At 49.4% G+C, this 26,007-nt stretch carries 22 protein-coding genes; 6 read left to right on the forward strand and 16 right to left on the reverse strand.

The window, feature by feature from the left end:
* Window positions 1-151 precede the first annotated feature (151 nt).
* Entirely contained in the window at window positions 152-985 is an 834-nt protein-coding gene (purU, locus tag C9I98_RS14840) for a formyltetrahydrofolate deformylase (RefSeq protein ID WP_036821243.1), read from the forward strand.
* 133 nt (window positions 986-1,118) lie between these two features.
* Here purU and C9I98_RS14845 read toward each other — a convergent pair whose 3' ends face one another.
* On the reverse strand, window positions 1,119-1,709 hold the full coding sequence (locus C9I98_RS14845) for a VOC family protein (protein ID WP_036821246.1): 591 nt from the start codon (window positions 1,707-1,709) through the stop codon (window positions 1,119-1,121).
* A gap of 416 nt (window positions 1,710-2,125) precedes the next feature.
* Here C9I98_RS14845 and argS point away from each other — a divergent pair, with 416 nt between their 5' ends.
* Both argS and C9I98_RS14860 read left to right on the forward strand, forming a co-directional pair.
* A complete protein-coding gene (argS, locus tag C9I98_RS14855) occupies window positions 2,126-3,856 on the forward strand; it encodes an arginine--tRNA ligase (protein ID WP_036821255.1) in 1,731 nt (576 codons plus the stop codon).
* A gap of 362 nt (window positions 3,857-4,218) precedes the next feature.
* Complete coding sequence (locus C9I98_RS14860; protein ID WP_036828408.1) at window positions 4,219-5,241, forward strand: GGDEF domain-containing protein; 1,023 nt, start codon at window positions 4,219-4,221, stop codon at window positions 5,239-5,241.
* A gap of 112 nt (window positions 5,242-5,353) precedes the next feature.
* Here C9I98_RS14860 and C9I98_RS14865 read toward each other — a convergent pair whose 3' ends face one another.
* Window positions 5,354-5,959 (reverse strand): DUF924 family protein, encoded by a 606-nt coding sequence (locus tag C9I98_RS14865; RefSeq protein ID WP_036830922.1) that lies wholly within the window; start codon window positions 5,957-5,959, stop codon window positions 5,354-5,356.
* Window positions 5,960-6,176: 217 nt separating this feature from the next.
* On the opposite strand from C9I98_RS14865, the gene C9I98_RS14870 reads away from it, so the two are divergent.
* On the forward strand, window positions 6,177-6,611 hold the full coding sequence (locus tag C9I98_RS14870; RefSeq protein WP_036830920.1) for an HIT domain-containing protein: 435 nt from the start codon (window positions 6,177-6,179) through the stop codon (window positions 6,609-6,611).
* Window positions 6,612-6,675: 64 nt separating this feature from the next.
* Here the strand turns inward: C9I98_RS14870 and C9I98_RS14875 are convergent, their stop codons facing one another.
* From C9I98_RS14875 to C9I98_RS14895, 5 genes are all read right to left on the reverse strand, one after another.
* A complete protein-coding gene (locus tag C9I98_RS14875; RefSeq protein ID WP_036830918.1) occupies window positions 6,676-6,921 on the reverse strand; it encodes a FeoC-like transcriptional regulator in 246 nt (81 codons plus the stop codon).
* Window positions 6,918-9,194 (reverse strand): Fe(2+) transporter permease subunit FeoB, encoded by a 2,277-nt coding sequence (gene feoB / locus C9I98_RS14880; RefSeq protein WP_036830925.1) that lies wholly within the window; start codon window positions 9,192-9,194, stop codon window positions 6,918-6,920. Before feoB ends, C9I98_RS14875 begins: the two co-directional genes overlap by 4 nt.
* Before the next feature lie 2 nt (window positions 9,195-9,196).
* Window positions 9,197-9,421 (reverse strand): FeoA family protein, encoded by a 225-nt coding sequence (locus C9I98_RS14885; protein ID WP_036830916.1) that lies wholly within the window; start codon window positions 9,419-9,421, stop codon window positions 9,197-9,199.
* 322 nt (window positions 9,422-9,743) lie between these two features.
* Entirely contained in the window at window positions 9,744-12,746 is a 3,003-nt protein-coding gene (locus C9I98_RS14890) for a sensor histidine kinase (protein ID WP_146153880.1), read from the reverse strand.
* Window positions 12,747-13,008: 262 nt separating this feature from the next.
* Window positions 13,009-14,001 carry a zinc ABC transporter substrate-binding protein gene (locus C9I98_RS14895; protein WP_342749926.1) on the reverse strand — a complete coding sequence of 331 codons (993 nt, stop codon included), beginning with the start codon at window positions 13,999-14,001 and terminating at the stop codon, window positions 13,009-13,011.
* A 171-nt stretch (window positions 14,002-14,172) separates the two neighbouring features.
* Between C9I98_RS14895 and znuC the strand changes: the two genes are divergently transcribed.
* Window positions 14,173-14,952, forward strand: a complete 780-nt coding sequence (gene znuC / locus C9I98_RS14900; RefSeq protein WP_036823530.1) for a zinc ABC transporter ATP-binding protein ZnuC — start codon at window positions 14,173-14,175, stop codon at window positions 14,950-14,952.
* On the forward strand, window positions 14,945-15,730 hold the full coding sequence (gene znuB / locus C9I98_RS14905; protein ID WP_036823532.1) for a zinc ABC transporter permease subunit ZnuB: 786 nt from the start codon (window positions 14,945-14,947) through the stop codon (window positions 15,728-15,730). Before znuC ends, znuB begins: the two co-directional genes overlap by 8 nt.
* 96 nt (window positions 15,731-15,826) lie before the next feature.
* Here the strand turns inward: znuB and C9I98_RS14910 are convergent, their stop codons facing one another.
* From C9I98_RS14910 to sdhC, 9 genes are all read right to left on the reverse strand, one after another.
* A complete protein-coding gene (locus C9I98_RS14910) occupies window positions 15,827-16,132 on the reverse strand; it encodes a VF_A0006 family four-cysteine protein (protein ID WP_107272153.1) in 306 nt (101 codons plus the stop codon).
* A gap of 213 nt (window positions 16,133-16,345) precedes the next feature.
* Complete coding sequence (gene sucD / locus C9I98_RS14915; RefSeq protein WP_036816522.1) at window positions 16,346-17,218, reverse strand: succinate--CoA ligase subunit alpha; 873 nt, start codon at window positions 17,216-17,218, stop codon at window positions 16,346-16,348.
* Window positions 17,218-18,384, reverse strand: coding sequence for an ADP-forming succinate--CoA ligase subunit beta (sucC, locus tag C9I98_RS14920; protein ID WP_036816525.1), 1,167 nt, complete (start codon window positions 18,382-18,384; stop codon window positions 17,218-17,220). Before sucC ends, sucD begins: the two co-directional genes overlap by 1 nt.
* Window positions 18,385-18,515: 131 nt before the next feature.
* The gene (gene odhB / locus C9I98_RS14925) at window positions 18,516-19,733 is read right to left on the reverse strand and encodes a 2-oxoglutarate dehydrogenase complex dihydrolipoyllysine-residue succinyltransferase (RefSeq protein ID WP_036816527.1); all 1,218 of its coding nucleotides are present in this window, start codon (window positions 19,731-19,733) and stop codon (window positions 18,516-18,518) included.
* Window positions 19,734-19,764: 31 nt separating this feature from the next.
* Complete coding sequence (sucA, locus tag C9I98_RS14930; RefSeq protein WP_036816529.1) at window positions 19,765-22,575, reverse strand: 2-oxoglutarate dehydrogenase E1 component; 2,811 nt, start codon at window positions 22,573-22,575, stop codon at window positions 19,765-19,767.
* A gap of 109 nt (window positions 22,576-22,684) precedes the next feature.
* The gene (locus tag C9I98_RS14935; protein ID WP_036816532.1) at window positions 22,685-23,398 is read right to left on the reverse strand and encodes a succinate dehydrogenase iron-sulfur subunit; all 714 of its coding nucleotides are present in this window, start codon (window positions 23,396-23,398) and stop codon (window positions 22,685-22,687) included.
* A 15-nt stretch (window positions 23,399-23,413) separates the two neighbouring features.
* The gene (sdhA, locus tag C9I98_RS14940) at window positions 23,414-25,180 is read right to left on the reverse strand and encodes a succinate dehydrogenase flavoprotein subunit (RefSeq protein WP_036816534.1); all 1,767 of its coding nucleotides are present in this window, start codon (window positions 25,178-25,180) and stop codon (window positions 23,414-23,416) included.
* Window positions 25,181-25,528 (reverse strand): succinate dehydrogenase, hydrophobic membrane anchor protein, encoded by a 348-nt coding sequence (sdhD, locus tag C9I98_RS14945; protein WP_036816535.1) that lies wholly within the window; start codon window positions 25,526-25,528, stop codon window positions 25,181-25,183.
* Window positions 25,522-25,902, reverse strand: a complete 381-nt coding sequence (gene sdhC, locus C9I98_RS14950) for a succinate dehydrogenase cytochrome b556 subunit (RefSeq protein ID WP_036816537.1) — start codon at window positions 25,900-25,902, stop codon at window positions 25,522-25,524. The genes sdhD and sdhC overlap by 7 nt, the downstream gene beginning before the upstream one ends.
* Window positions 25,903-26,007 lie beyond the last annotated feature (105 nt).

Consider the following 26,007-nt stretch of genomic DNA (forward strand, 5'->3'; position numbering starts at 1 on the left):
GTATTGGTTATTTATACAGTAACAGCCGCCCATTATGCCAACTATCCAAAGCGACGACCATGACTAATTCATTATGTTTTTTCTTTGACCCCGAAAACAATCCGATGTAAATAAAAGGAAGGATTTACTTTATTTTAGTGCAAGGACAAGCATGGAAAAGAAAACACTGCTGACCGATTGCCCCGATGCAATGGGTCTGATTTCGAAAATAACCAACATTTGCTACAAGCACCAACTCAACATTGTTCACAACAATGAGTTTGTGGATCACTCCCACAGCCAGTTCTTTATGCGCACCGAGCTTGAGGGGTATTTCAATGACGAAACCTTCTTGTTTGACCTCGATCGCGCCCTGCCCGAAGGTAGCCATCGCAGACTCGTCGGCTCGCAGCGCAAGCGCGTGGTGATCATGGTTACCAAAGAGGCGCACTGCCTCGGTGACATTTTGGTCAAGGCCTTTGACGGCACATTGGACATTGATATCGCGGCGATTGTCGGCAACTACGACCACTTGGGCAGCCTTGCCGAGAAGTTCGATATTCCTTTCCACCATGTTTGCCACGAAGGGCTAAGCCGCGAAGAGCACGAGGCAAAACTGCAAGATGCCATCGACCAATACTCACCGGATTACATCGTGCTGGCGAAGTTTATGCGCATCCTCACCCCAAGCTTTGTCGCCAAGTACCCGAGCAAAATTATTAACATCCACCACAGCTTCCTGCCAGCGTTTATCGGCGCAAAGCCATACCAGCAGGCCTTTGAGCGCGGGGTGAAAATCATCGGTGCCACTGCCCACTTTGTTACCAACGATCTTGATGAAGGCCCGATCATTACTCAAAATGTCATCCCGGTTGATCACAACTTCAGTGCGGCAGACATGGCGCGAGCAGGCCGTGATGTTGAAAAGTCAGTATTAAGCAAGGCACTTGGCCTGGTTATCGATGATCGGGTGTTTGTCTATGGCAACCGCACCGTCATCTTGTAAGTGCCATTTGCCAAGCTAACTCTCGAATAAAGATCGGATGCAAACAAAAAGCGAAAGGCATGCAGCCTTTCGCTTTTTTATCTTAAACGTTTTAATTTCAATCTTTTATTTTAAAGTACCGCGCGCGAGGGCACTACGCCTGCTCACTGTCGATCACCGCTTTCAGCGAGCAAGGGTGCAACTTGATACACACACCGTCTTTCTTGAAGGCATAAGTTGGGTTCGGCAAACGCTCATGCTCACCCGAGGGGCTACTTGCCTTCACCTTAATCCCCTTCTCTGCCAATGTGTCCCACCCCTTGGCTAGCGCCGTAAAGGTGTTATCCAGTACCACCTTCAGCGCATCGGTATCCGCCGCTTTGGCCGGGATAACAAATTCAACATGCTCCCACCCTTCTTGCGGGTAAGGCTTGTTACCCGGATAGGGTAGCTCCAATGCCTCTATGGTCCAGCCGTCAACCTCAATCGGGGTATGAAAGCCAATCACAATAATTGGGCGGCCATTGATTTCATTATTCGACCACTCCTCACCGTAAGCCAACCAGGCTTGGTGCAGTTGCTCGGCGGTTGCCCAGTCATTCACCCGTAGGGCAATATGATCAGCCTGGTAGTTATCAAGCGACACCCCAAGCTCCAAGGCCAGCTGTTTTATTCTTGCCATGAATGCAGGTAGCTGAGCCAGCATCTGGGTTGGCAACAAACCTTTCTGTTCGAGTGTCTGCATGTTTTTTCTCCGCTTTAATGCCTCATTGTTTCGAACGCATAATTATCCATAGTTTTCAGGTTGAGAAAAGAACGAACTACGCCAGCACAAGCCTTGTAGGGCCTCGACTCGTGCATAATTTTCATCCGCATAGGAATGCAAAAAAAAAATCGCTCACATTCGCCTTTATACCTTGCCAAACCACCTAAATTTGTGGGTATTATTAGGGCAATGCAACCAGCGTATTCAAGATGTTCCCCGCTCAACTTCTTTGAGGCGGCCCCGTCAAAAATACTCACGTCAATGAAAACTCCTTTGGTGCTATCTTTATAGACCAGAGAACGTGATTATTTTTGACGGTTTTTGCTCTTGAATACGGTGACGTTTTTGCCTCGCCAACCCGAGTTGGCGTTACAAATGATTTGAAGGATAAGCGTGTGAACATTCAAGCACTAATTAACGACAAAGTCTCCCAGGCGCTAGAAGCTGCGGGCGCGCCTGCGGGTAGCCCGGCTGCGGTTCGTCAGTCTGCGAAAGCACAGTTTGGTGATTACCAAGCTAACGGTGTAATGGGCGTAGCCAAGAAGCTTGGCACCAACCCACGCGAGTTCGCACAAAAAGTCATTGAGCAACTAGACCTAGACGGTATCGCTGAAAAAGTGGAAATCGCAGGTCCGGGCTTCATCAACATCTTCCTAAGCAAAACTTGGCTTGCCGAGCAGGCAGACAAGGCCCTTGCCGACGAGCGCCTAGGCGTTGCTAAAGAAGAGCAGAAAACCATCGTTGTTGACTACTCTGCACCAAACGTAGCTAAAGAAATGCACGTTGGTCACCTACGTTCCACCATCATCGGTGACGCTGTTGTGCGTACCCTTGAGCACCTAGGTCACAAAGTGATCCGTGCTAACCACATCGGTGACTGGGGCACGCAGTTCGGTATGCTTATCGCAAACCTTGAGCGTGTTCAAAACGAATCTGGCGAAGTGTCAATGGAGCTGTCTGATCTTGAAGCCTTCTACCGTGAATCGAAGAAGCTTTACGACGAAGACGAAGAGTTTGCTGTTCGTGCACGTAACTACGTAGTTAAACTGCAGAGCGGTGACGAGTACTGCGCTGAAATGTGGAAGAAGCTGGTTGACGTTACGATGATCCAAAACCAGCGTAACTACGATCGCCTAAACGTATCACTCACCCGTGAAAACGTAATGGGTGAGTCAATGTACAACGACATGCTGCCACCAATCGTTGCAGACCTGAAAGAGAAAGGCCTAGCGGTTGAAGATGACGGCGCGCAAGTTGTGTTCCTAGACGAGTACAAAAACAAAGACGGCGAGCCTATGGGTGTGATCATCCAGAAGCGCGACGGCGGCTTCCTATACACCACAACCGATATCGCCTGTGCTAAGTACCGTTACGAGCAGCTAGGCGCTGATCGCGTACTTTACTTCATCGACTCGCGTCAGCACCAGCACCTAATGCAGGCATGGACTATCGTTCGCAAAGCTGGCTATGTACCGGAAGAAGTGAGCCTTGAGCACCACGCATTCGGCATGATGCTAGGTAAAGACGGTCGCCCATTCAAGACCCGAGCAGGTGGTACGGTTCGTCTGGCTGATCTTCTTGATGAGGCAGAAGTACGTGCAGCTAAGCTAATCGAAGAAAAGAACCCAGAGCTTGACGCTGAAGAAAAAGCAAAAATTGCCAACACAGTGGCAATGGCTGCAGTGAAGTACGCGGATCTTTCTAAGCACCGTACAACTGACTACATCTTCGACTGGGACAACATGCTAGCGTTTGAGGGCAACACTGCACCATACATGCAGTACGCCTACACCCGTGTAGCTTCAATCTTCAAGCGCGCAGGCGTTGACGCAGCCGAGCTTACTCACCCAGTAACTATCACTGACGAGAAAGAGCAAGCACTGCTTTCTACCCTACTTCAGTTTGAAGAAGCGGTACAAGGTGTTGCGCGTGAAGGCCAACCGCACCTAATGTGTACTTACCTATTCGAACTTGCAGGTAAGTTCTCAAGCTTCTACGAAGCGTGCCCAATCCTAAACGCTGAAGAAGCAGTGAAGCAGAGCCGTCTGAAATTGGCGCTACTTACTGCAAACACAATTAAGCAAGGTTTGGATCTACTAGGTATCGAAACGTTAGAGCGTATGTAATCAACATTCGCATATATATTGCTTTAGTTTATGACTAAACAATAAATACTCTAAAGCCTTCTGGGATATTCTCAGAAGGCTTTTTTTATTTTCCAAAGACATTTTTATAGAATAAAATTGTAGTTAGGATAGTGTGTTACATATATTCCGTGTCAGTATCGATTAATGATGTACACGCATTTTGTAATCTCCATAAGATTATCCACCCTGACTTCAAGATGAGGTCGCTACATCACTTTATCCCAATAAGATAAATGAATTTAAGGGATAGATACCAACCCCAAAAATAACGTCAAACATGGTTGGTACAACATTAGCGAAACTAGTTAGCCCGATTGGCTAACACATGATGGAATGCGTTTATGAGTAATGACAGCTTTTCGGAATCAACAGCCACGCTAAAAAAAGCCGTACCGTTGATGATTAAGCACAAGGTGCCGACTACCCCAACCAACTACGCACTTTGGTATACCTACACCTCGCAACAGATGCCACAGCTCAATGTCGCGCTAGATCAAGGTATCAAAGAGCTTGGCCATTGCACCCCAACCTTATGTGATGACCTCTACCAAGAGCACCTAGCCAGCGAAACAGACAAAGACATCAACCAGCTCAAGCTCAGCCTGACGGCGATGGCACAAGAGCTTTCCCACAGTATGGCTGAAACCCTGTCTGACACGAACAACTTCCACGATGTGCTTGAAAGCACATTTGGCAAGCTTGAAGGGTTGAACAAAGAAGGGCTGTCGATCGAAGAAACCATGAAGCTGGTAAAAGAGCTGATCCAAGAGTCGAAAAAGATTCGCCAATCGACAGGTTCATTCAAAGGCCAGCTCAATAACGCCCAAGAAGAAATTGCCACCTTACGAGAAGCGCTGAACAAGAGCCAGCAGCTGGTCAACGAAGATGCCCTAACCGGTATCAGCAACCGTCGCGCTTTTGACCGCGATATCGAAAGCTATCAGCAAAGCCAGATCCCGTTTAGCCTGATCATGCTGGATATCGACCACTTCAAAGAGTTCAACGATAACTTCAGCCATTTGCTGGGCGATCAGGTATTAAAGGCCGTGGCGCGCCGTTTGGTTGCCTGCTGCCAAGATTACGCCAAAGCCTACCGCTATGGCGGGGAAGAGTTTGCCGTTTTGCTGCCGTACAAATCGCTATCGTCAGCGCGCCAGCAAGCCGAAACCATGCGCAAGGCGATCGAGCGCATTTCTGTGCTCGACAAGCGCTCCGGCGAGCGCATTAATTCAATCACGGCCTCATTCGGTGCCGCCAGCCACCTCAACAACGAAAGCAGCCGACAAGTTATCGAACAAGCGGATCACTACCTGAACCAAGCCAAGCAACTGGGAAGAAACCGTGTACTGCCTTTGAATGGCTAGCCGTCACGGCTTTTCGTTGAAGCCGTAAAATAGAAATGCATAAAGGGGCTAAACCAATCACGTTTCGATACTGAACGGATTGGTTTAGCCCCTTTCTCTTATCTATCCAGTGTTACTGGCCGAAGCGCTGGCCACCGCTTTGCAGCCAAGCCAACTCTTCTTGGGTCGATAAGCGACCATAGACCGAATTACGGTGCGGGAAGCGGCCAAAGCGCTTCACCACTTCATGGTGGCTTACTGCATATTGGTAGAAGCCTTCAAAAACCATGGAGTGGGCTGGCGACACCGACTGGCGCAAATGGTCAAAACGGAAAACACACTCTTCCTGATCTTCTATCGCCTCCGAATGCTCCAGTGGCAAATAAAAGAAGACCCGCTCAATTGGGCTAAGGTGGGTATCTTGATTTTGTGCCAAGCCACGCTTACAAATCGCCAATGCCAGGGAGTCATAGCGGAAGGCAGCACTCAAGCCGCGATAAATATTGCGGGTAAACTGATCCAACAAGATGATCAGGGCCAGTGTCCCTCTCGGCTCATTGGTCCAATGGCTAAGCTGCCCTAACCCCGCTTGCGAAACCAACGCTTGGAAACGTTCGGCTATCATCTGATCGGTATCCTGCCCGCCTTTAAACCATAGGGCATTGCGATCGGTTGCGGTTACTTCTTCTTGTAACTCCCCGAACCAAAAATCCAGCACTTCTTGATATTCAGCCACCATAATTCGCTCCCCACCCTCATACTGTAATGATAAAGCATGTCTATGCGCTCTGCCGATAACGACAAATTACCGGTAAGTCATTGCTACTGCTAATTTTTCACACTATCTTACTGATGACAGCGTGGTTCCTTGTCGTTATCCTAACCTACTCATTCAGTTGAGTGATGTGGTAAAGCGTCAGCATGTGAGCTGCACAATACATTTAAGGAATATCCCAATGCAATTTACACTCCATTCGAGATTAGCAGCAGATACCAGCGTGCTAGGTAACTTTCCCCTGTGCCAAGTACTCCTGTCAAAAGAAGCGCTCGGCCCTTGGCTGATCCTGGTACCGCGCAAACCTGCACTGACAGAAATTCACCACCTTCCGGAAGATGAACAATTCCAGCTTATGCGCGAATCCAGCGCAGTGGCCCGCTTACTGGAAGAAGATTACCAAGCCGATAAGATCAACGTCGGCGCATTGGGCAACCTCGTCCCTCAACTCCATGTTCACCATATCGCGCGATTTAAAGATGATGTGGCCTGGCCGGGTCCTATTTGGGGAAACACCAACGGTACTCAGCGCAGCGATGAGGTGCAGCAAGCGTTGGTGGAAGAGCTACGTGCCGAATTAGGCCAACTCGACGGCTTCACCCCGACAGACGCTTAAGGCTGACGGATAAAGAAAAGGCAACCCGAGGGTTGCCTGTTATCTCTTTATTGGCACACTGAACTTAGCCGCGGATCACCGTGACCGCCAGCTCGTTGCTTTGCAAACAACGGTACCAAATATCTTTTGCGCTCTGGCAGCAACCATCACTTTCGCAGCCAACCAGCTCCTTGCCCACCTTACCCTTGCGGATCCATACGTCCAGCATGGCTTCTACACCATCCTCCGACAGGCCGAAGTGCAGGGCTAACGACTTACGACTCACCCTTTGCTGTTGTTCAATATACTGCTTTAGCTGCTGAAGGATCATGCTGTCACCAATTCCTGTGCCTGCTTCTGGCCTTGACGTTTAAAGACAATGAACAGTCCCGCATTGATTGCGGTAAATAGCGCAATCCACATCATGCTCGAGGCTGGATGATCTGCAAAGTGGGCGATCTGGTAGTAATACGTTGCACCGGTATAAGCGAGCAGCATAGTCCAGCCCGCAATGAACAACGAGAACTTCTGGCCAAATTCACGCACGTAGGCACCCATTGCCGCCGCACATGGTGTGTATAGCAAGATGAAGATCAAGTATGCCATTGCTGCCGCCGAGCTTACGAAATGTGCCTGAATATTCCCGAAGATAGATGCATCTACTTCTTGGTCTTCAGCAACAGCGGCGCTATCGCTCAGTTCACCCACATCGATACCTAGCGGATCCGAGTAGCTCAGGCCGGCAAGGTTAGCAGGAATACTTTCTACCGCTTCTTGCAAACTTGCCATCAAGTCAAATTCTGCCCCTTCCTCTTCACCCGCAGGGGCATAAAGGTTATTCAGCGTACCGACAACGGCCTCTTTGGCGAAGATACCCGTCATGATACCCACCGTTGCAGGCCAGTTGTCTTCTTGAATACCAATTGGTGCCAATACTGGTGTCACCACTTGTGCAGCCTGAGACAGAAGCGATTTCTCGGTATCTTCGTTACCAAACGAACCGTCTGTACCCATTGAATTAAAGAAGCTCAATACGGCCACAACCACGACGATGGTCTTACCGGCACCCAGCACAAATTTCTTCAGCTTCTGCCACGTCTTGATACCCACGTTGCGCATCGTTGGTAGCTCATAATCTGGCATTTCCATGATGAAGCTGTCGCTGCTACCTGGGTAGATAGTATGGCGAAGCGCCAAACCGGTTAGCACTGCGGCGGCAATACCCAGCAGGTAAAGCGCAAAAACTACGTTCTGGCCATTCTCAGGGAAGAAAGCAGCGGCGAACAATGCATAAACTGGCAAACGTGCGCCACAAGACATAAACGGCGCCATAGCAGCAGCTAGCTTACGCTCGCGCTCTTGCTCAAGGGTACGGGTTGCCATAATTGACGGTACGTTACAGCCAAAGCCAAGTACCAACGGCACAAATGCCTTGCCCGGCAGACCCACTTTCTGCATCACCTTATCAAGTACAAATGCCGCACGCGCCATGTAGCCCGAGCTTTCAAGCACCGCAAGGAACAAGTAAAGGCAGGCGATCACCGGAATAAAGGTGGCCACGGTTTGGACACCGCCACCGATCCCGTCGGCAATCACAGTTACCAACCAAACCGGCAGGTGGTCATCAAGCAGGTAATGGCCGCCATCCACCAGCAATGCGCCCACGCCAATATCGAAGAAGTCGATGAACGAGCTACCGATATTAATGGAGAACATGAACATCAGGTACATGACAACAAAGAAGAACGGGATACCAAATGCACGGTGCAGCAGTACCTGATCAATCTTGTCGCTCAAGCTACGACTTAGCTTGCCTTCTTGGCGACGAACCTTCTGGCATAGGTTATACAAGTAGCTGTAACGGGTATCGGCCACCTGAATATCAGGGTCGATATCTACCTGAAGCTTGTTGCGGGTGTTACACGACAGGTTTTTATGTTCTTCAGATAAAGTGTTGAGAATAAGAGTGTCGTTCTCAAGAACACGGATAGCTTGCGCACGCGGCTTCAACTGCTCATCAGCAAACAGCGGTTCAAGCTCAGCGATTGCCTGCTCAAAAGCCTGGCCGTAATCCAGTTTCAGTTCATTTGTCGCAATACCTTGCGCCAGCATTTTATGCAACTTGGTTTTGAACTCAGCCACTTGCTTCATGTTATTTGCAGACAAGCTCATCACCGGGCAACCCAGTGCTTTTTCAAGCTGCTTAACATCTAGTACCTGACGTTGGCGCTCGAGCACATCCATTTTGTTCAGCACAACCACCATCGGACGGCCTAGCTCGCGCAATTGTAGCGTCATGTACAAACTACGTTCCAAGCAAGAGGCATCAACCACATTAATGATCACATCGGCAGGCGTGGTCAGAATCGCACGCGAAGCAATCGCCTCATCAAGGCTGTTTTCGTCATTGGCGCTATCCAGGCTATAGATGCCCGGCAAGTCGGTTAGCGCGAAGTTATCACCAGCACATTCGTAGCGGCCTGTTTTCTTTTCTACCGTTACACCAGCCCAGTTACCGACTTGTTGCTTGGCACCAGTTAAACCGTTGAATAATGTCGTTTTACCGCTATTTGGGTTACCTACGGTTAAGATTTTGTATTCCATCATTAACACTCCACTTCAATGCTTTCGGCCAGCTGCTTGCGCAGTGCAATATCTACACCACGGACGCGAACCTGCAGTGGGTCACCTAGCGGCGCCACTCGTACAACACTGATAGGAGTATTGGGAAGAACCCCCATAACCATGAGCTTTTTGCGAGTAGCTGAAGATAAGTCGGACATACCTGTCACTTTACCTTCTGCCCCGCACGACAATTCAGACAGTTTCATACTAAACCACGACCCTAAATAAGAATAATTAGCATTTTTATCAATGTTACAGATTGAAACACAATTCAACTTGTTTTAAATCAATAAAAGGTTCTCATTTCAGAGTTCAATGTTTGCAATAGTGATCTGCATCATGTTGCAAAGGAGATATATCTTTAAGGAAGAAGGAATTCAATGCAGCACTAAAAGCAAATATTTTCAATAACTTAAATACATAATTAATTTATGCTGTTATGGAATGGATATATTGATATGCCGCCTGAATTGAATGAAAACCAATCATCACAGGCGGCGTGGAAGGAGTGGGGATACATTTACCCTATTAATATGTTTTAACGTCAACCGGGTTGGCAGAGCACTTATACACGGGAAAACGCAATATAAATTCGCTACCCACGCCTTGGTAACTGATCACCGAAATATCACCGCCGTACAGCTCAACCAGCTGCTTGACGGTGCTCAGCCCCAAACCGAACCCCGCCTCTGGGCTTAATTCCGGTTCTTCTTGGTAGTAGCTTTCAAACAAGTGGCTCTTGGTCTCTTCTGACATTCCCTTACCGGTATCGCTAACAGATATGACCAATTGCCCTTTCAACTCCCTAACGGCGACTGTAATACACCCATTCGTACTGGTGTATTTCAGCGCATTAGACAGCAAATTACCCAACATTATCTCAAGGTGATATGGCGCCATTGAAACACTCAGATCCTGCGTTTCATCTTCCAGGCACAGCGCTATCTGCTTGGCTTCGGCCTCAACCTGCCAACTCATGAAAGAGGACTGAATAATGGGGCTCACCCACTGCTCACATTGTTTTTCAGGTTCAACCAAGGCCAGAGCATCCCGAGATAGGATCTGGTCGGCAACATGCAACGAGTGGACGAGGTTCTTCTCGGCGGCCTCCAGTTTATCCTTATCGGCTCCCGTGCCATGCTGGCGTAAGCTAGACAATAACCCAAGCGCAAGACTAAGCGGTGTCCGCAACTCATGGGATAACTGTGCCATTGTATTTTGCCGCGTCGATAAAATACGCTGCAATTGCATGTTGCTCGCATTCAGTTGCTTTTTCTGCAACTCAATTTTGGCCGTCTTTCGAAACACCGCCTGCTTCAGTTGCAAATTCTGATCTTTAAACGCCCTTGAACGCCAAACAACCATTAACAAGATAACAAGCGTGGCAACAACAACCCCGAGTGTCATCAACCCCATGGATAGATACCACGGTCGTTCAACAGCAAAGCTATAGCGAGAGATCTCGCTGCCGTTGCGCCCCAACCGGTCTACTTTGGCCTCAAGGGTAAACTGCCCAGGCGGCAAAGTATCTATCAGTAACGTACCGCCATCTACCTGCTGCCACTCAGCGGGGACTTTGTCATCTTTGATTAAGCGATAAGATAATTCTGGCGGCCCATAATACGGGACGGTGCTAAATTCAAAGCTAATTGAAACGCCATAAGGGATGACTAATTGGTCATCAACCGCCCCGGCCAATTGACGTAAATCGTTATCGACCTTCACTTCGCTCAAAGTCAGTTGTAAGTTCGGCTCCTTAATTGCCAAGACCTGAGTGGGATCCACCTCCAGAACGCCCTGCCTGCTACCAAAAAGTAGCTTGCCGTTAATCCCCTGCATACAAGCTTGTGAGTAAAACTCACTGGTAATAATACCTTCAGGCGGCTTGAAGTGACGCTGCAAGCGCCCGGTGAAAGAAAGGTAAGATAGCCCCTTGCTACTGGTTACCCAAAGGCCACTGTTTCCCCCCACAACGCAATATGGGTTGGCCCGTACCCCAGAGATCGAGATATTTTGTAGCGCCAGCGGCGCCAAGGTTTGCGAATACTGCAGGCCATGATTGTTTACCACCCATAGCTGGCCAATACGATCTTCATAAATATCGAGTACGCCGCCTTCTTTGGTTGTGTCCTCAACCAAATACAAACGCCCTGCCTCGAACTGGTAAAGCCCATAATCTGTCCCTACCCATATTTGTGATTCGCTATCGGCAAAGACGGTTGTGACCAGCTCATCACCCCTAGGGTCTCGGAGCCAATGGCTGCCAAATGATATCCACTCGTCGCTATCAGGCCAATACCGATACAGCCGGGATGACATGCCCACCCAAACCGAGCCAAAATTATCAACCATCAAGCTCACCACTTTCCCTTGCTTGAATAGGTCAGGCACTTCCAATTGCCGCCATGTATCTGTCTGGCGCGCATAGATTTCGATTCCTCGCTCTGTGGCCAGCCATAACTCACGGCCACGCGGCACCATCTGGTTGATCTGCCCAAGAGCAGGTTGGTGCTTCACAATATTTAAGAACACGGAAAGCTCAAACAAGCCATTATCGGTCGCAAGCAACGTTCGGCCATCACTGGTCTGTACTAAATCATTGATTTGAGTTGCTGGTAGCAATCCTTCGTCGAGACCGTAGCGAAGGCGCTTCATCAAGGCTGTCGTAGGGGGTAAGTAATTCACTCCGTTATTGGTCGCAATCCACAAGCCGCCAGTGTCATCTTGCTGCAAGGCCTGCACCCTATTGCCTTCCAAGCTATACATGTCATGAAGGGAAGAGGCGTAGTGCGAGACCGATTTTGTATTTTGGTCAATAAGATAAAGGCCATTTTTACTGCCGACCCATAACCCAAGATCCGTTTGGGCAATCGCCGAAACCGATTGGCGTTGGCTTCGCCCGAGTTCCACTCTTACCCCTTGGCGGGATAAATACAATCCATTCAGGGTGCCAAGCCAGAGTTGTTGCTGTTCGTCTTGAAAAATATCGGTGATCTGCTGCTCAGCTAATAGCAGCTCAGACACGGAGTTATCAGCCCGATATTCATAGACCCCCCGACTCGGTGCGACAAACACAGAGTCGCTATTCGAATACAGGCCGGAGAGCTTTATTGGGTGGGGAAAAGCAATAAACTCAGGTTTTTGGCTGCGGTGTGCGATTCGGTATAAGCCCCTGCGATTGGCAAATACGGCACTGCCGTTAGCCTCCACAACATATTCCATGTCAACTTGGCTAATATTGAGCTTATATAAAGCCGTATTCGCTGGGGAGTAAAAATAAGCGTGCTTATCTTTTATCAACCATAAACTGCTGCCAATCATGACGGCATCGGTGACGCCGGTTAGAGGTTGGCCGCTTTTATCAACAGCTGGTTTGAGTTGTCGCCCGTCATAAAAAACCAAACTACCGCGAACATCGACAAACCATAGGCCGCCATAGGTGTTTTTGACGATGGTTTTAGCCGTTATTAAGCTTCCCGCTTCCTGATGAGGCAGAGGATAAAAAAGATGATTAGAGGCGGTGGCCGTCACAGCGTAAACACACGCAGCAAGCACAAAAAAACAACATGTTAGATGTTTTACAACCACTTTTTGCTTAGGGATAAATCGCAAACCTCAACCCACTTAATAACACACTTTCATATTATGCATTATCAAAATAGTGAATATAAGAGCAGATTTATAAAATGTGGTTCAGTACATAAAAAACGCACCGAAGTGCGTTTTTTATCAGACTTTCCCTTAGATTATTTTCATCAAGGTCAGCATATGTAGAACAGAATTTACGCGCGATTTACTTCAAACACTGAGTGAAGCTGTCACCCATTTGTCGAAGGAATTTAACGTAGCCGCCTTGCGCATCAGCAATATCGGTAGCCATAGGATCCAAGGTACCAATATTCACATCGGTACCGTTTACCACAGTCTTGATTACCGATGGCGAGAATTGTGGTTCGCTGAATACACAATGGGCATGGGCTTCTTTTAACGATTTACGAATCGATACCAGCGTTTTAGCGCCAGGGCGGCGATCCGGTTCCACCGTAAAATGCCCTAGGTTATTCAAGCCAAATTGCTCTTCAAAATAACCGTAACCATCGTGGAATACGTAGTAGCCTTTATCATGTACTGGCTTTAACTGCTGCTCAAGATCAGCCATTGTGGCCTTTACCTCATCGGTAAAGCGCTCCAAGTTGGCCTCATACTGCACTTGGTGTTCAGGATCGATTTCAATCAATCGCTTGGTGATAACACCTGATGCCTGAATCACCTGCTTCGGACCCAACCAAAGGTGTGGGTCGATACCCTCATGATTGTGGCCTTCATGACCGCCACCGTGGCTTGCGTGGTCTTCATGAGCATCATGATCGTGGTCATGGTCATGGTCATGGTCATGGCTAGCATGAGCATCATGGTCGTGGCCGTCATGACCTTCATGACCGTCATGACCTTCATGACCGTCATGACCTTCATGACCGTCATGACCTTCATGACCTTCATGACCTTCATGACCTTCATGGTTGTCATCACCGTAGTATCTAAAGTCAATCTCGTGGTGAGTCGTTAGCGCCAGTGTATTTTCCTTGCCATCCAGCATTTTGGTAAGGAACATTTCAAGTTCAGGACCTGCCCAAATCACCAAATCCGCATCATTTAGCTTTTTCGCATCCGAAGGGCGCAGTGCATAGTCATGAGGCGAAGCGCCAGCTGGCAACAATGTCGAACTGGTTGCCACGCCTGCCGTCAGTTCTTGAACAACCATGTTCAGCGGTTTTACTGTTGTCACAATGTTTAGCTCTTGTGCCTGAGCGTATGAAGAAAAAATCAATCCAATTGAACTGCATGATAGCAAAAAACGGCGCATAATAGGGTCCCGAAATAATTCTTGATTACAATACAGAGAATGAATGTTATATTATAACATCTCACTTTGGCAAATATCTTAAGCAAAGAAATGATGACATCCTTAGTTGAATTACAAGCTGTCACTGTGACCTTCGCCGAACGTCACGTGCTTGATCAGGTCTCCCTCAAACTAGAGCGCGGACAAATCACCACCTTGATTGGCCCAAACGGAGCGGGCAAATCAACGCTAGTGAAAGTGATCACCGGTTTACAAAAGCCAACAACAGGGAAGGTTATTCGCCCAAAAGGGCTCCGCTTAGGCTACGTGCCGCAAAAACTGGCCCTAAACAGCTCATTGCCACTGACCGTCGATCGCTTTATGCGCCTTGCGGGACGCTATCGCGAAGCCGATCGTATCCAAGCGCTTGAGCTGGTAAGCGGTAAGCATTTGCACCACAGCAATATGCACTCATTATCCGGCGGCGAAATGCAACGCGTGCTGCTAGCACGTGCCCTGCTGCAAAAACCCGATCTGCTGGTTCTCGATGAGCCGGTCCAAGGGGTTGATGTGAACGGCCAGTTGGAATTGTATAGCTTGATCCAGTCGCTGCGCGACAAGCTTGATTGCGCTATCCTCATGGTTTCCCATGATCTGCACTTGGTTATGGCAAAAACCGATCACGTCATTTGCCTGCATCACCATGTGTGTTGTTCTGGAGAACCAGAAGCCATCACCAGCCACCCGAAATACGTTGCCCTGTTTGGCCGTCAGCAAAGCGAACAATTGGCGCTTTACCACCACCATCATAACCACGAGCACGATTTATCGGGCAACCCCGTTGGCCCATGCCAACACAACCATACTGTAGAACAAGAGAAACAAAATGCTTGAGTTACTGTTGCCTGCGCTGATTGCAGGTATTGGCATTGCTGTACTTGCAGGGCCACTGGGCTCTTTCGTGGTATGGCGAAAAATGGCCTACTTTGGCGATACCCTTTCCCATGCCTCGCTACTGGGTATCGCACTGGGCTTCTTATTCAACATCAACCTCAACTTAGCCCTGCTAGTTTGCTGCTTGGCACTGGCCGTTATTTTGGTTAGCTTGCAAAAGCAAAAATATGTCGCCACTGATACCCTGCTTGGTATTTTGGCTCACAGTGCGCTGTCGTTAGGTTTGGTCGCTGTCAGCTTCCTCGATAACGTGCGGATTGATTTGATGGCGTACCTGTTTGGCGACTTGCTAGCAGTAACGACCAACGACCTTTACTGGATCTACGGCGGCGGCTTGTTGGTACTGGGCTTATTAGTCACCTTATGGCGACCACTACTTTCAATGACTATCAATGAAGAGTTGGCCCAGGTCGAAGGCGTAAACGTTGATCTGATGCGCCTGTTATTAATGTTGATGGTCGGTATTGTGATTGCCGTGGCAATGAAATTTGTCGGGGCATTAATCATTACTTCGCTGCTGATCATCCCGCCAGCCACGGCGAGGCGCTTCACCCGCAGCCCTGAAAGCATGGCTGGGTTAGCCTCAATTTTGGGGACGGTTGCCGTTATGATTGGCCTTGCCATGTCATGGCACTACGACACCCCGGCTGGGCCATCGGTAGTGGTTGCGGCCGCAAGCTTGTTCATCCTCAGCCAACTAAAGCGCGCTGAAGCTTAACCCCCAACTTATCCCTGTTAAATGCCTGCTTCCCAGCAGGCATTTTTATCGCCATTCACTTATACCAATCGATATAGGGTATTAGGTATTACCCCATTAATTAAACAAGCTACGGTGCTTGCTGTTGCAGGTACTTTTAATTCGCATCGCAACCGGCGTGCTTTTTGAAGGGGGCAAATATTCAAGCAGGCACTGGAAATAGGACTGATCTTTTTCTGATAGCATGAAGTTATCAATGTACAAACGATGGCAAGCATTGGTCATCAAGTTTGCCGCAGTGCCATTTTCGGCCAAGGAGACATGTTGAAGTACACAGTCTTCATACGCGGCCTTGTCTTCTGCGAACGAGGCATTCGCCGTGCCCAGCACCGCCAATAGACATATAGCAACCCACCTTTTCATACTTCCCCCTCGCCTACATCTCACCGCCAGCCAAAGGTGCTTTTGTACCCAGCCCAATCGGTAATGGAGCTAGTACTACAAGTGTAATCGGGATCGCCGTTCTCATCATCAATCAGTATCAACAGAAGGCAGCCCGGTAGGCGTTGGGAACCACAGGCATAAAAAAACCCGCCATAAGGCGGGTTTCTATCAAGCTTCAGTGTTGTAAGCGACTTACCAGCCAGTTACTTCACGTAGCGCTTTACCGATGTCAGCAAGGCTCTTCACCGTCTTAACACCAGCGGCTTCTAGTGCCTGGAACTTATCTTCAGCAGTACCTTTACCACCTGAGATAATGGCACCAGCGTGGCCCATACGCTTGCCTGGAGGTGCAGTTACACCAGCAATGTAAGAAACAACAGGCTTAGTGACGTTCTCTTTGATGTAAGCTGCCGCTTCTTCTTCAGCCGTACCGCCGATCTCACCGATCATCACAATCGCTTCAGTCGCAGGATCGTTTTCAAACAATTCTAGTACATCGATGAAGTTCGAACCCGGGATTGGGTCACCACCGATACCAACACAAGTAGACTGGCCAAAGCCCTCGTCAGTTGTCTGCTTAACAGCTTCGTAAGTCAGCGTTCCTGAACGAGATACGATGCCCACTTTACCTGCTTTGTGGATATGGCCTGGCATGATACCGATCTTACACTCGTCTGGCGTGATCACACCCGGACAGTTTGGACCAATCATACGAACGCCAGCTTCGTCTAGGCGTACTTTCACGTCCAGCATATCCAGTGTCGGAATACCTTCTGTGATAGTCACGATTAGCTCGATACCCGCATCGATAGCTTCTAGGATAGCGTCTTTACAGAACGGCGCTGGTACATAGATAACCGTTGCTGTCGCGCCAGTTGCCTCTACCGCTTCACGTACCGTGTTGAATACAGGCAAGCCTAGGTGCTTAGTGCCGCCTTTGCCTGGCGATACACCACCAACCATCTGCGTTCCGTACTCAATCGCCTGCTCAGAGTGGAATGTACCCTGACCGCCCGTGAAGCCCTGACAGATAACCTTGGTATCTTTATTAATTAGTACTGACATTATTTGCCCTCCGCTGCAGCAACTACTTTTTCCGCTGCTTCAGTTAGGGAAGTCGCAGCAATAATATTCAGGCCACTTTTCGCCAACGTTTCAGCGCCAAGCACGGCATTGTTACCTTCAAGGCGAACAACAACCGGTACTTCAACACCCACTTCTTCCACTGCACCAATGATGCCTTCGGCAATCAGGTCGCAGCGCACGATACCACCAAAGATATTTACCAGTACCGCTTTCACGTTAGTGTCAGATAGGATGATCTTGAATGCTTCGGTCACACGCTCTTTCGTCGCGCCACCGCCCACATCAAGGAAGTTAGCTGGCTGACCACCGTGCAGGTTAACGATATCCATCGTACCCATTGCAAGGCCCGCACCGTTAACCATGCAGCCGATGTTGCCATCAAGTGCTACGTAGTTAAGCTCCCACTGAGCCGCATGTGCTTCACGCTCGTCTTCTTGCGAAGGATCGTGCATTTCACGCAGTTTTGGCTGGCGGTATAGTGCGTTTGAGTCGATGTTAATTTTACCATCTAGGCAAAGCAGGTTGTCGTCGCCAGTAATAACCAGCGGGTTGATTTCAAGCAGGGCAAGATCGTAGTCTGCAAACATGTTGCCCAGACCAAGGAAGATCTTGGTGAATTGCTTGATTTGGTCGCCCTTCAAACCCAGTTTGAATGCAAGCTCACGGCCTTGGTATGGCTGAGGGCCAACCAATGGATCAATCGCAGCTTTGTGAATTAGCTCAGGGGTTTCTTCCGCAACCTTTTCGATTTCCACACCACCTTCAGTCGATGCCATGAAAACAATGCGTCGTGTACCACGGTCTACAACCGCACCTAGGTATAGCTCGTTTGCAATGTTAGATGCTTCTTCAACCAAGATCTTTGTTACTGGCTGGCCATTTGCATCCGTTTGGTAGGTCACAAGGTTTTTACCCAGCCACTTCTGAGCAAACTCTTTGATGCCTTCCTTGTTGTCATGCAGTTCAACACCGCCCGCTTTACCACGTCCACCCGCGTGAACCTGACACTTTACTACCCACTTATCGCCACCGATCTTACCGGCAGCTTCAGCAGCTTCCTGCGGTGTATCACATGCATAGCCTTCTGGAACTGGCAGACCGTACTCAGCGAACAGCTGTTTCGCCTGATATTCATGCAAATTCATGATGTTCTATCCGTTTTCATATCCCTGTGGGACTTGTTATATCCGTACGAAATACTCTTGGGTATTTCTTCGTGTGTCACCCATTATGAAATTCAGCCGGACGTCGAGCCTGCCCGGCTTCATAATCGGTGTTATACGTCTAGAAGTAGACGCGTTGGATCTTCAAGCAATTCCTTGATGGTCACTAGGTAACCCACTGACTCTTTACCGTCAACCAAACGGTGATCGTAAGACAGTGCTAGGTACATCATAGGCAGAATCTCAACCTTACCGTCAACAGCCATTGGGCGGTCAGCAATCTTGTGCATGCCCAAAATAGCAGACTGAGGTGGGTTGATGATTGGTGTAGACATTAGCGAGCCAAACACACCGCCGTTGGTGATGGTGAAGTTACCACCAGTTAGCTCATCAACCGTCAGCTTACCGTCACGGCCCTTGATAGCCAGTTCACGGATACCTTTCTCGATTTCCGCAAGGCTTAGCTTATCGCAGTCGCGTAGGACAGGCGTAACCAGACCACGTGGGGTCGATACTGCAATGCTGACATCGAAGTAGTTGTGGTAAACAATGTCGTCACCGTCGATAGAAGCATTCACTTCTGGGTAACGCTTCAGTGCTTCAACCACGGCCTTCACGTAGAAAGACATAAAGCCTAGGCGGATACCGTGGCGCTCTTCGAAGATGTCTTTGTACTGCTTGCGCAGGTCCATGATTGGCTTCATGTTCACTTCGTTGAACGTCGTCAGCATCGCTGTGCTGTTCTTCGCTTCAAGTAGACGCTCGGCAACACGCTTACGTAGGCGGGTCATAGGAACACGCTTCTCGCTACGGTGAGCCAGCGGCGCTTCTACTTTCGCTTCAGTGGCAGGCGCAGCTGGTGCCGGCGCGGCTTTGCCTTCTTTCACGAATGCTTCAACGTCTTCACGCGTGATACGGCCACCAACGCCTGTACCTTTCACGTCAGCCGCATTGATGCCGTGCTCGCCTAGTAGGCGGCGTACTGCTGGGCTTAGTGCTTCGTTGGTCTCTTCGCCTAGGGCTGCGGTGTTGCGCTTGTTTGGCGATGCTTCGGCTTCAGCAGGTACGTCCTTGGTTGGCTCGCCCGCTACTGCGCCAGCTTTGATTTTACCAATCAGCTGCTTAGTTAATACTGTTGTGCCTTCGCCTTCTAGAATTGCTTCAAGCACGCCATCTTCTGGTGCTGGTACTTCCAACACTACTTTATCAGTTTCGATATCAACCAGAACTTCATCACGTGTAACAACGTCGCCTGGCTGCTTGTGCCATGTCGCAACTGTCGCATCTGCAACTGATTCAGGTAAATCGGGAACCAGAATTTCGATCGTCATATCGGCTTTGTCCTTTTTGTTCCAGTTCTTATTAATCTGTAGTTAGTGCGCTTTCAATTAGCGCTTTCTGTTGTTTCAGGTGAACCGACATGTAACCCACAGCCGGTGAAGCAGAAGCCGGACGGCCTGCGTATTCCAACTGCGCGCCGGCAGGAAGTGCAGAACGGAAGTTGTGCTGGCTTGAGTACCATGCACCTTGGTTCTGTGGCTCTTCCTGACACCAAACGAAATCAGTAACATGCTGATAGTCTGCCAGTGCAGCTTCAACATCTTCTTTAGGGAATGGGTATAGCTGTTCAATACGAACGATGGCAACATCCGTCTGCTCGTTTTTACGGCGCTGCTCAAGCAGGTCGAAGTAAACCTTGCCAGAACACAGCACAACGCGTTTCACTTGCTTCGGATCGAGCTCATCAATCTCGCCAATTGCCGGCTGGAAGTTGCCACTTGCCAGTTCATCGAGTGTCGATGTACATAGCGGATGACGCAGCAGCGACTTCGGTGACATTACCACCAAAGGACGACGCATTGGGCGGAATACCTGACGGCGGATCATGTGGTAAACCTGGGCCGGTGTTGATGGGATCACCACCTGCATGTTTTGTTCCGCACAAAGCTGTAGGTAACGCTCAAGACGTGCCGATGAGTGCTCCGGCCCCTGGCCTTCGTAACCGTGTGGTAGCAGCATGGTCAAGCCACACATACGACCCCACTTTTGCTCACCAGAACTAATGAACTGGTCGATAACAACCTGGGCACCGTTGGCGAAATCACCAAACTGGGCTTCCCAAACCGTTAAACCACTCGGCTCAGCCGTGGCATAGCCATATTCAAAGGCAAGCACCGCTTCTTCAGACAACACAGAGTCAAATACCTGGAAAGGACCTTGCTTGTCGTGAATGTTCGCTAGCGGGATATAGGTACTCGCATCACCTTGGTTATGCAGTACAGCATGGCGGTGGAAGAAGGTACCGCGGCCAGAATCCTGACCCGTAATACGAATACGCTTACCTTCATCAACAATACTTGCGTATGCCAAGTTTTCAGCCATACCCCAGTCAAACGCCTTCTCGCCGTTCGCCATCGCTTGACGATCGTTGTACAGCTTCTGTACACGGCTTTGCAGCTTATGGCTTTCAGGGAACTGGCAAAGGCGATTGGCCAACTCTTTCAGGCGCGACACTTCAATAGCGTGTGGCCATTCGGCAGTCCAGTCGTGACCAAGATACGGTTCCCAATCCACTGAATGCAGTTTCATCGGGCGCCATTCTTTAACCACGCACTCACCGCGATCCAGCGCGTCACGATATTCATTGATCAAAGACGTTGCGGTCTCTAGCTCAATCGTGTCGTTGTCGGTTAGGTTGTCAGCATAAATCTTACGTGGCGTTGGGTGCTTCTTGATCTTCTGGTACATCAACGGCTGGGTCGCGTTCGGCTCATCCGCCTCGTTGTGACCGTGACGACGGTAACAAACCAGATCAATAACAACATCGCGCTTAAAGGCATTACGGTAATCAAGGGCAATGCGGGTGACAAACGCAACGGCTTCCGGATCGTCAGCATTCACGTGGAAGATCGGTGCCTGTACCATCTTCGCGATATCGGTACAGTACTGGGTCGAGCGTGTATCATTCGGGTTCGAGGTCGTGAAACCAATCTGGTTGTTCACCACGATACGGACCGTACCGCCGACACGGTAACCGCGTGACTGAGACATGTTGAAGGTTTCAGCAACAACGCCCTGGCCAGCAACCGCCGAATCACCGTGGATAGTGATAGGCAGTACTTGTGAGCCATCGCTGTCGCCTAGGCGATCCTGACGGGCACGTACCGAGCCAACCACTACAGGGTTAACGATTTCAAGGTGAGATGGGTTGAATGCAAGCACAAGGTGAACATCACCACCTGGGGTCGCAAAGTCAGCCGAGAAACCTTGGTGGTACTTAACGTCACCCGTACCCCATGTATCATCGTGCTTACCAGCGAACTCATCAAACAAATCCTGCGGCTTCTTACCCAGCACGTTGACAAGCATGTTCAAGCGACCACGGTGAGCCATGCCGACCACCACTTCACGGGCACCATTGGTACCAGCGTAGCGGATCAGCTCTTTGACCATCGGGATCATCGCGTCGCCACCTTCCAGCGAGAATCGCTTCGCGCCAGGGAACTTAGCACCTAGGTAGCGCTCTAGCCCTTCTGCTGCAGTTAGCTCATCAAGGAAAGTCAGTTTTTCATCTTTGGTAAATGCACCCTGACCCACAACTGATTCAAGACGCTGCTGGATCCAACGTTTTTCTTCAGTATCGGTAATGTGCATGTACTCGGCACCGATTGAACCACAATAGGTTTTCTTCAGTGCATCATATAGCTCAGACAATTTCATGGTCTCTTGGCCGATAGCAAAAGAGCCCACATTGAATGTTTCGTTGAAATCATCTGCTGTTAGGTTATGGAACTCAGGGTCGAGATCAGGCACTCGCTCCCTTTGCCATAGGCCTAACGGATCTAAGTTTGCATTTTGATGCCCACGGAAACGGTATGCGTTGATAAGCTGCAATACCTTAACCTGTTTAGCATCAACATCTGGATCGCTGACGGTAGCACTTAGATGGGTTGTTTCTTTAGCCAACCGACGGAAGTAATCACGAACACGTGAGTGAGGCTGCTCAACAGCAGTTTCATTCACTACAGGCAAATCACTAAATACGTGACGCCACTCTTCGTCTACTAAGTCTGGGTCGCTAAGATACAACTCGTAGAGATCCTCTACATAAGTTGCATTGGCGCCAGCCAGGTGTGAAGACTCAAGCCAAGCCTTCATAACGCCGTTCTGCATTGTTTTCCCTTAACCACTAGTTATCGCCGTTTGCACCGGTCTCGTTGCCGGGCTTAAAGCTGGCTCAAGAGAGCGAATCATAGAGCCAGCATATCGATAATTCGATAAATTATACTGCGCGTTTGAGCAGCATTGTTTTGATATGACCAATCGCTTTCGTCGGATTTAGTCCTTTAGGACAAACATTTACACAGTTCATGATGCCATGGCAACGAAAAACACTAAAAGCGTCGTCAAGATCAGATAATCGTTCATCTGTTGCAGTATCACGACTATCAATTAGCCAACGATATGCAGCTAGTAACCCAGCTGGTCCGATGAATTTATCCGGGTTCCACCAGAAAGATGGGCATGAAGTTGAGCAACATGCACACATAATACATTCATACAGTCCATCTAAATGGGCACGCTCTTCCGGTGCTTGCAAGTTCTCACGCGCAGGTGGCTGTGCGCCGTCGTCAATCAAGAACGGCTTCACCTTGGCATAGTTGGTGTAGAACTGATCCATGTCGATGATCAGGTCGCGGATCACCGGCAAACCCGGTAGCGGTCGGATCACGATAGTCTTTTCACCCGTCAACGCCGACAGCGGGGTAATACATGCCAGGCCATTCTTACCGTTCATGTTGATACCATCCGAGCCACATACACCTTCACGGCACGAGCGGCGGAAAGCCAGTGTCGGATCCTGCTCTTTTAGCAGGATTAGCGCGTCCAGCACCATCATGTCAGAGCCTTCAGGTACCTCAAGGGTATAGCCCTTCATGTGCGGCGCGTTATCTACGTCAGGGTTATAGCGGTAAATCGAAAAATTCAGTTTCATGCTTGTTTCCTCCCCTTAGTATGTACGCGCTTTAGGCGGAAATGCCTCACGATGAACCGGTGTCATATTTACATCACGCTTAGACATTGCTTCTGTCTCAGGGTTGTAAATTGAGTGGCATAGCCAGTTCGCATCGTCACGCTCAGGGTAGTCGAAACGGGCATGGGCACCACGACTCTCAGTACGGTAGTTTGCCGCCACTGCCGTCGCGTAAGCAGTTTCCATTAGGTTTTCAAGCTCCAGACACTCAATACGCTGGGTGTTGAACTCTGTTGACGTATCATCCAAACGCGCATCTTTCAGGCGGTCGCGGATAACTTTCAGCTCTTCTAGGCCGGTCGCCATCGCTTCACCTTCACGGAATACCGAGAAGTTGTTCTGCATACAGGTCTGCAGGTCTTTGCGGATCTGAACTGGGTCTTCACCCTTCTGGGTTGAGTTCCAGCGATTAACACGCGCTAGGGACGCTTCGATATCAGAGTCCGTTGCAGGGCGTGCTTCTGCCTGAGCCAATAGGGTTTCACCTAGGTGTAGGCCCGTTGCACGGCCAAATACCACAAGGTCAAGCAGTGAGTTACCACCAAGACGGTTAGCACCGTGAACCGAAACAGAAGCAATTTCGCCACAAGCAAACAAGCCTTGAACTTCCACGTCATCGCCAGCAGCAGTTTGCTTGATAGCCTGGCCCGAAACCTGAGTCGGGACACCACCCATCATGTAGTGACAGGTTGGGATAACAGGGATTGGCTCTTTAACCGGATCAACGTGAGCGAAGGTACGGGATAGTTCACAGATGCCCGGAAGACGGGACTCAAGCACGTCTTTACCAAGGTGGTCCATCTTAAGCTTAATGTGTGGACCCCACGGGCCATCGCAACCACGGCCTTCACGGATCTCAACCATCATCGAGCGGGCAACAACGTCGCGACCAGCCAAGTCTTTGGCATTCGGTGCATAACGCTCCATGAAGCGCTCACCGTCTTTATTCAGTAGGTAGCCACCCTCACCACGACAACCTTCTGTCACCAGTACACCGGCGCCAGCAATGCCCGTAGGGTGGAATTGCCACATTTCCATATCCTGCATTGGTACGCCAGCACGCAGCGCCATACCAACACCATCACCAGTATTGATGTGGGCATTCGTGGTTGAGGCGTAGATACGGCCTGCACCGCCTGTTGCTAGGATGGTTGCTTTTGATTTGAAGTAGCAAATTTCGCCAGTTTCCATGCACAACGCAGTACAACCTAAAATGGCACCGTCTTGATTTTTCACCAAATCAAGCGCATACCACTCAGAGAAAATCGTTGTCTTGTGCTTCACATTTTGCTGGTACAGGGTATGGAGCAATGCGTGGCCGGTACGGTCGGCAGCTGCCGCTGTACGTGCCGCCTGCTCGCCACCAAACGCCTTAGACTGGCCACCAAAAGGGCGTTGGTAAATCGTGCCGTTATCGAAGCGAGAAAATGGCAGACCCATTTTTTCTAGCTCAATGACAGATTTTGGTCCATTCTTACACATGTACTCGATAGCATTCTGATCACCAATATAATCAGAGCCTTTGACGGTATCGTACATATGCCACTGCCAGTTATCCGGGTGGGAGTTACCCAGTGCAACGGTGATACCACCCTGCGCAGATACGGTGTGGGAACGGGTTGGAAAAACTTTTGATAGCAACGCACACTTAAGGCCTTGCTCTGAAATTTGTAGTGCGGCGCGCATACCTGCACCACCAGCACCGATAACTACGGCGTCAAACTCTCGAACTGCAATGCTCACTTACGCACCCCACACAATAAAGAAACCAGAAAACAGGTAAACTAGAAGAACAGCAACAACACCAAACTGGATACCGGCACGTAACGCGGCAGGTTTAATATAATCAGTTAGTACTTGCCACAAACCAATCCAGGCGTGGATCAGAATGGATACCAATGCCAGCATGGTGAACACCTTGGTGCTCAACTTGCCCCAGAAGGCAGTCCATGTTTCAAAAGTTAGATCTGGCCCGAAAGCCAAAAAGCCAACAATATAAAGTGTGTATAAAGTGAGTATGATGGCAGTTGCACGGATCAGGATAAAATCATGAACACCGTTACGGCCAACTGTTGAGACATTGTTTACCATACTAGGCCTCCTGCGAAGACTGAAAGCACAGCAACGATAGCGAAACTGATTTTCGCGCTCGAAATGCCGGTTTCCATTTCTTCAAAATATCCCATATCCATTAGCAAGTGACGTACACCTACCACGATGTGGTAGAACAGCGCCGTCAAAATGCCCCAAAGCACGAATTTCGCAAAGAAGCTGTTCACGATACCAGCCGCACTTGCGAATCCTTCTGGGGAAGATAGAGAAAGGCCCAATAGCCAAAGTAGGATGGCTACAGCAACAAAGGTTATCACGCCGGAAACGCGATGGATGATCGACGCTATCGCTGTCAGGGGAAAGCGAATCGTCTGTAGATCGAGATTGACAGGTCTTGGCTTATTTACTTTCACGTTGATTGCCCACTCAGCTCCATTGAAGCAATTTTATTGTTATAACTCTCCGTTTCTACTAAGCCAACCAGCAGCAGTAACATATTTGCAACCCAAGGTTACGAT

Source organism: Photobacterium sanctipauli, from assembly GCF_003026495.1.
GTDB lineage: Bacteria > Pseudomonadota > Gammaproteobacteria > Enterobacterales > Vibrionaceae > Photobacterium > Photobacterium sanctipauli.

Excerpts from the sequence above, each read along its gene's own strand:
- purU (WP_036821243.1), top strand. The coding sequence starts at position 152 with ATGGAAAAGAAAACACTGCTGACCGATTGCCCCGATGCAATGGGTCTG.
- C9I98_RS14845 (WP_036821246.1), bottom strand. The coding sequence starts at position 1,709 with ATGCAGACACTCGAACAGAAAGGTTTGTTGCCAACCCAGATGCTGGCT.
- C9I98_RS14860 (WP_036828408.1), top strand. The coding sequence starts at position 4,219 with ATGAGTAATGACAGCTTTTCGGAATCAACAGCCACGCTAAAAAAAGCC.
- C9I98_RS14865 (WP_036830922.1), bottom strand. The coding sequence starts at position 5,959 with ATGGTGGCTGAATATCAAGAAGTGCTGGATTTTTGGTTCGGGGAGTTA.
- C9I98_RS14870 (WP_036830920.1), top strand. The coding sequence starts at position 6,177 with ATGCAATTTACACTCCATTCGAGATTAGCAGCAGATACCAGCGTGCTA.
- C9I98_RS14875 (WP_036830918.1), bottom strand. The coding sequence starts at position 6,921 with ATGATCCTTCAGCAGCTAAAGCAGTATATTGAACAACAGCAAAGGGTG.
- feoB (WP_036830925.1), bottom strand. The coding sequence starts at position 9,194 with ATGGAATACAAAATCTTAACCGTAGGTAACCCAAATAGCGGTAAAACG.
- C9I98_RS14885 (WP_036830916.1), bottom strand. The coding sequence starts at position 9,421 with ATGAAACTGTCTGAATTGTCGTGCGGGGCAGAAGGTAAAGTGACAGGT.
- znuC (WP_036823530.1), top strand. The coding sequence starts at position 14,173 with ATGACATCCTTAGTTGAATTACAAGCTGTCACTGTGACCTTCGCCGAA.
- znuB (WP_036823532.1), top strand. The coding sequence starts at position 14,945 with ATGCTTGAGTTACTGTTGCCTGCGCTGATTGCAGGTATTGGCATTGCT.
- C9I98_RS14910 (WP_107272153.1), bottom strand. The coding sequence starts at position 16,132 with ATGAAAAGGTGGGTTGCTATATGTCTATTGGCGGTGCTGGGCACGGCG.
- sucD (WP_036816522.1), bottom strand. The coding sequence starts at position 17,218 with ATGTCAGTACTAATTAATAAAGATACCAAGGTTATCTGTCAGGGCTTC.
- sucC (WP_036816525.1), bottom strand. The coding sequence starts at position 18,384 with ATGAATTTGCATGAATATCAGGCGAAACAGCTGTTCGCTGAGTACGGT.
- odhB (WP_036816527.1), bottom strand. The coding sequence starts at position 19,733 with ATGACGATCGAAATTCTGGTTCCCGATTTACCTGAATCAGTTGCAGAT.
- sucA (WP_036816529.1), bottom strand. The coding sequence starts at position 22,575 with ATGCAGAACGGCGTTATGAAGGCTTGGCTTGAGTCTTCACACCTGGCT.
- C9I98_RS14935 (WP_036816532.1), bottom strand. The coding sequence starts at position 23,398 with ATGAAACTGAATTTTTCGATTTACCGCTATAACCCTGACGTAGATAAC.
- sdhD (WP_036816535.1), bottom strand. The coding sequence starts at position 25,528 with ATGGTAAACAATGTCTCAACAGTTGGCCGTAACGGTGTTCATGATTTT.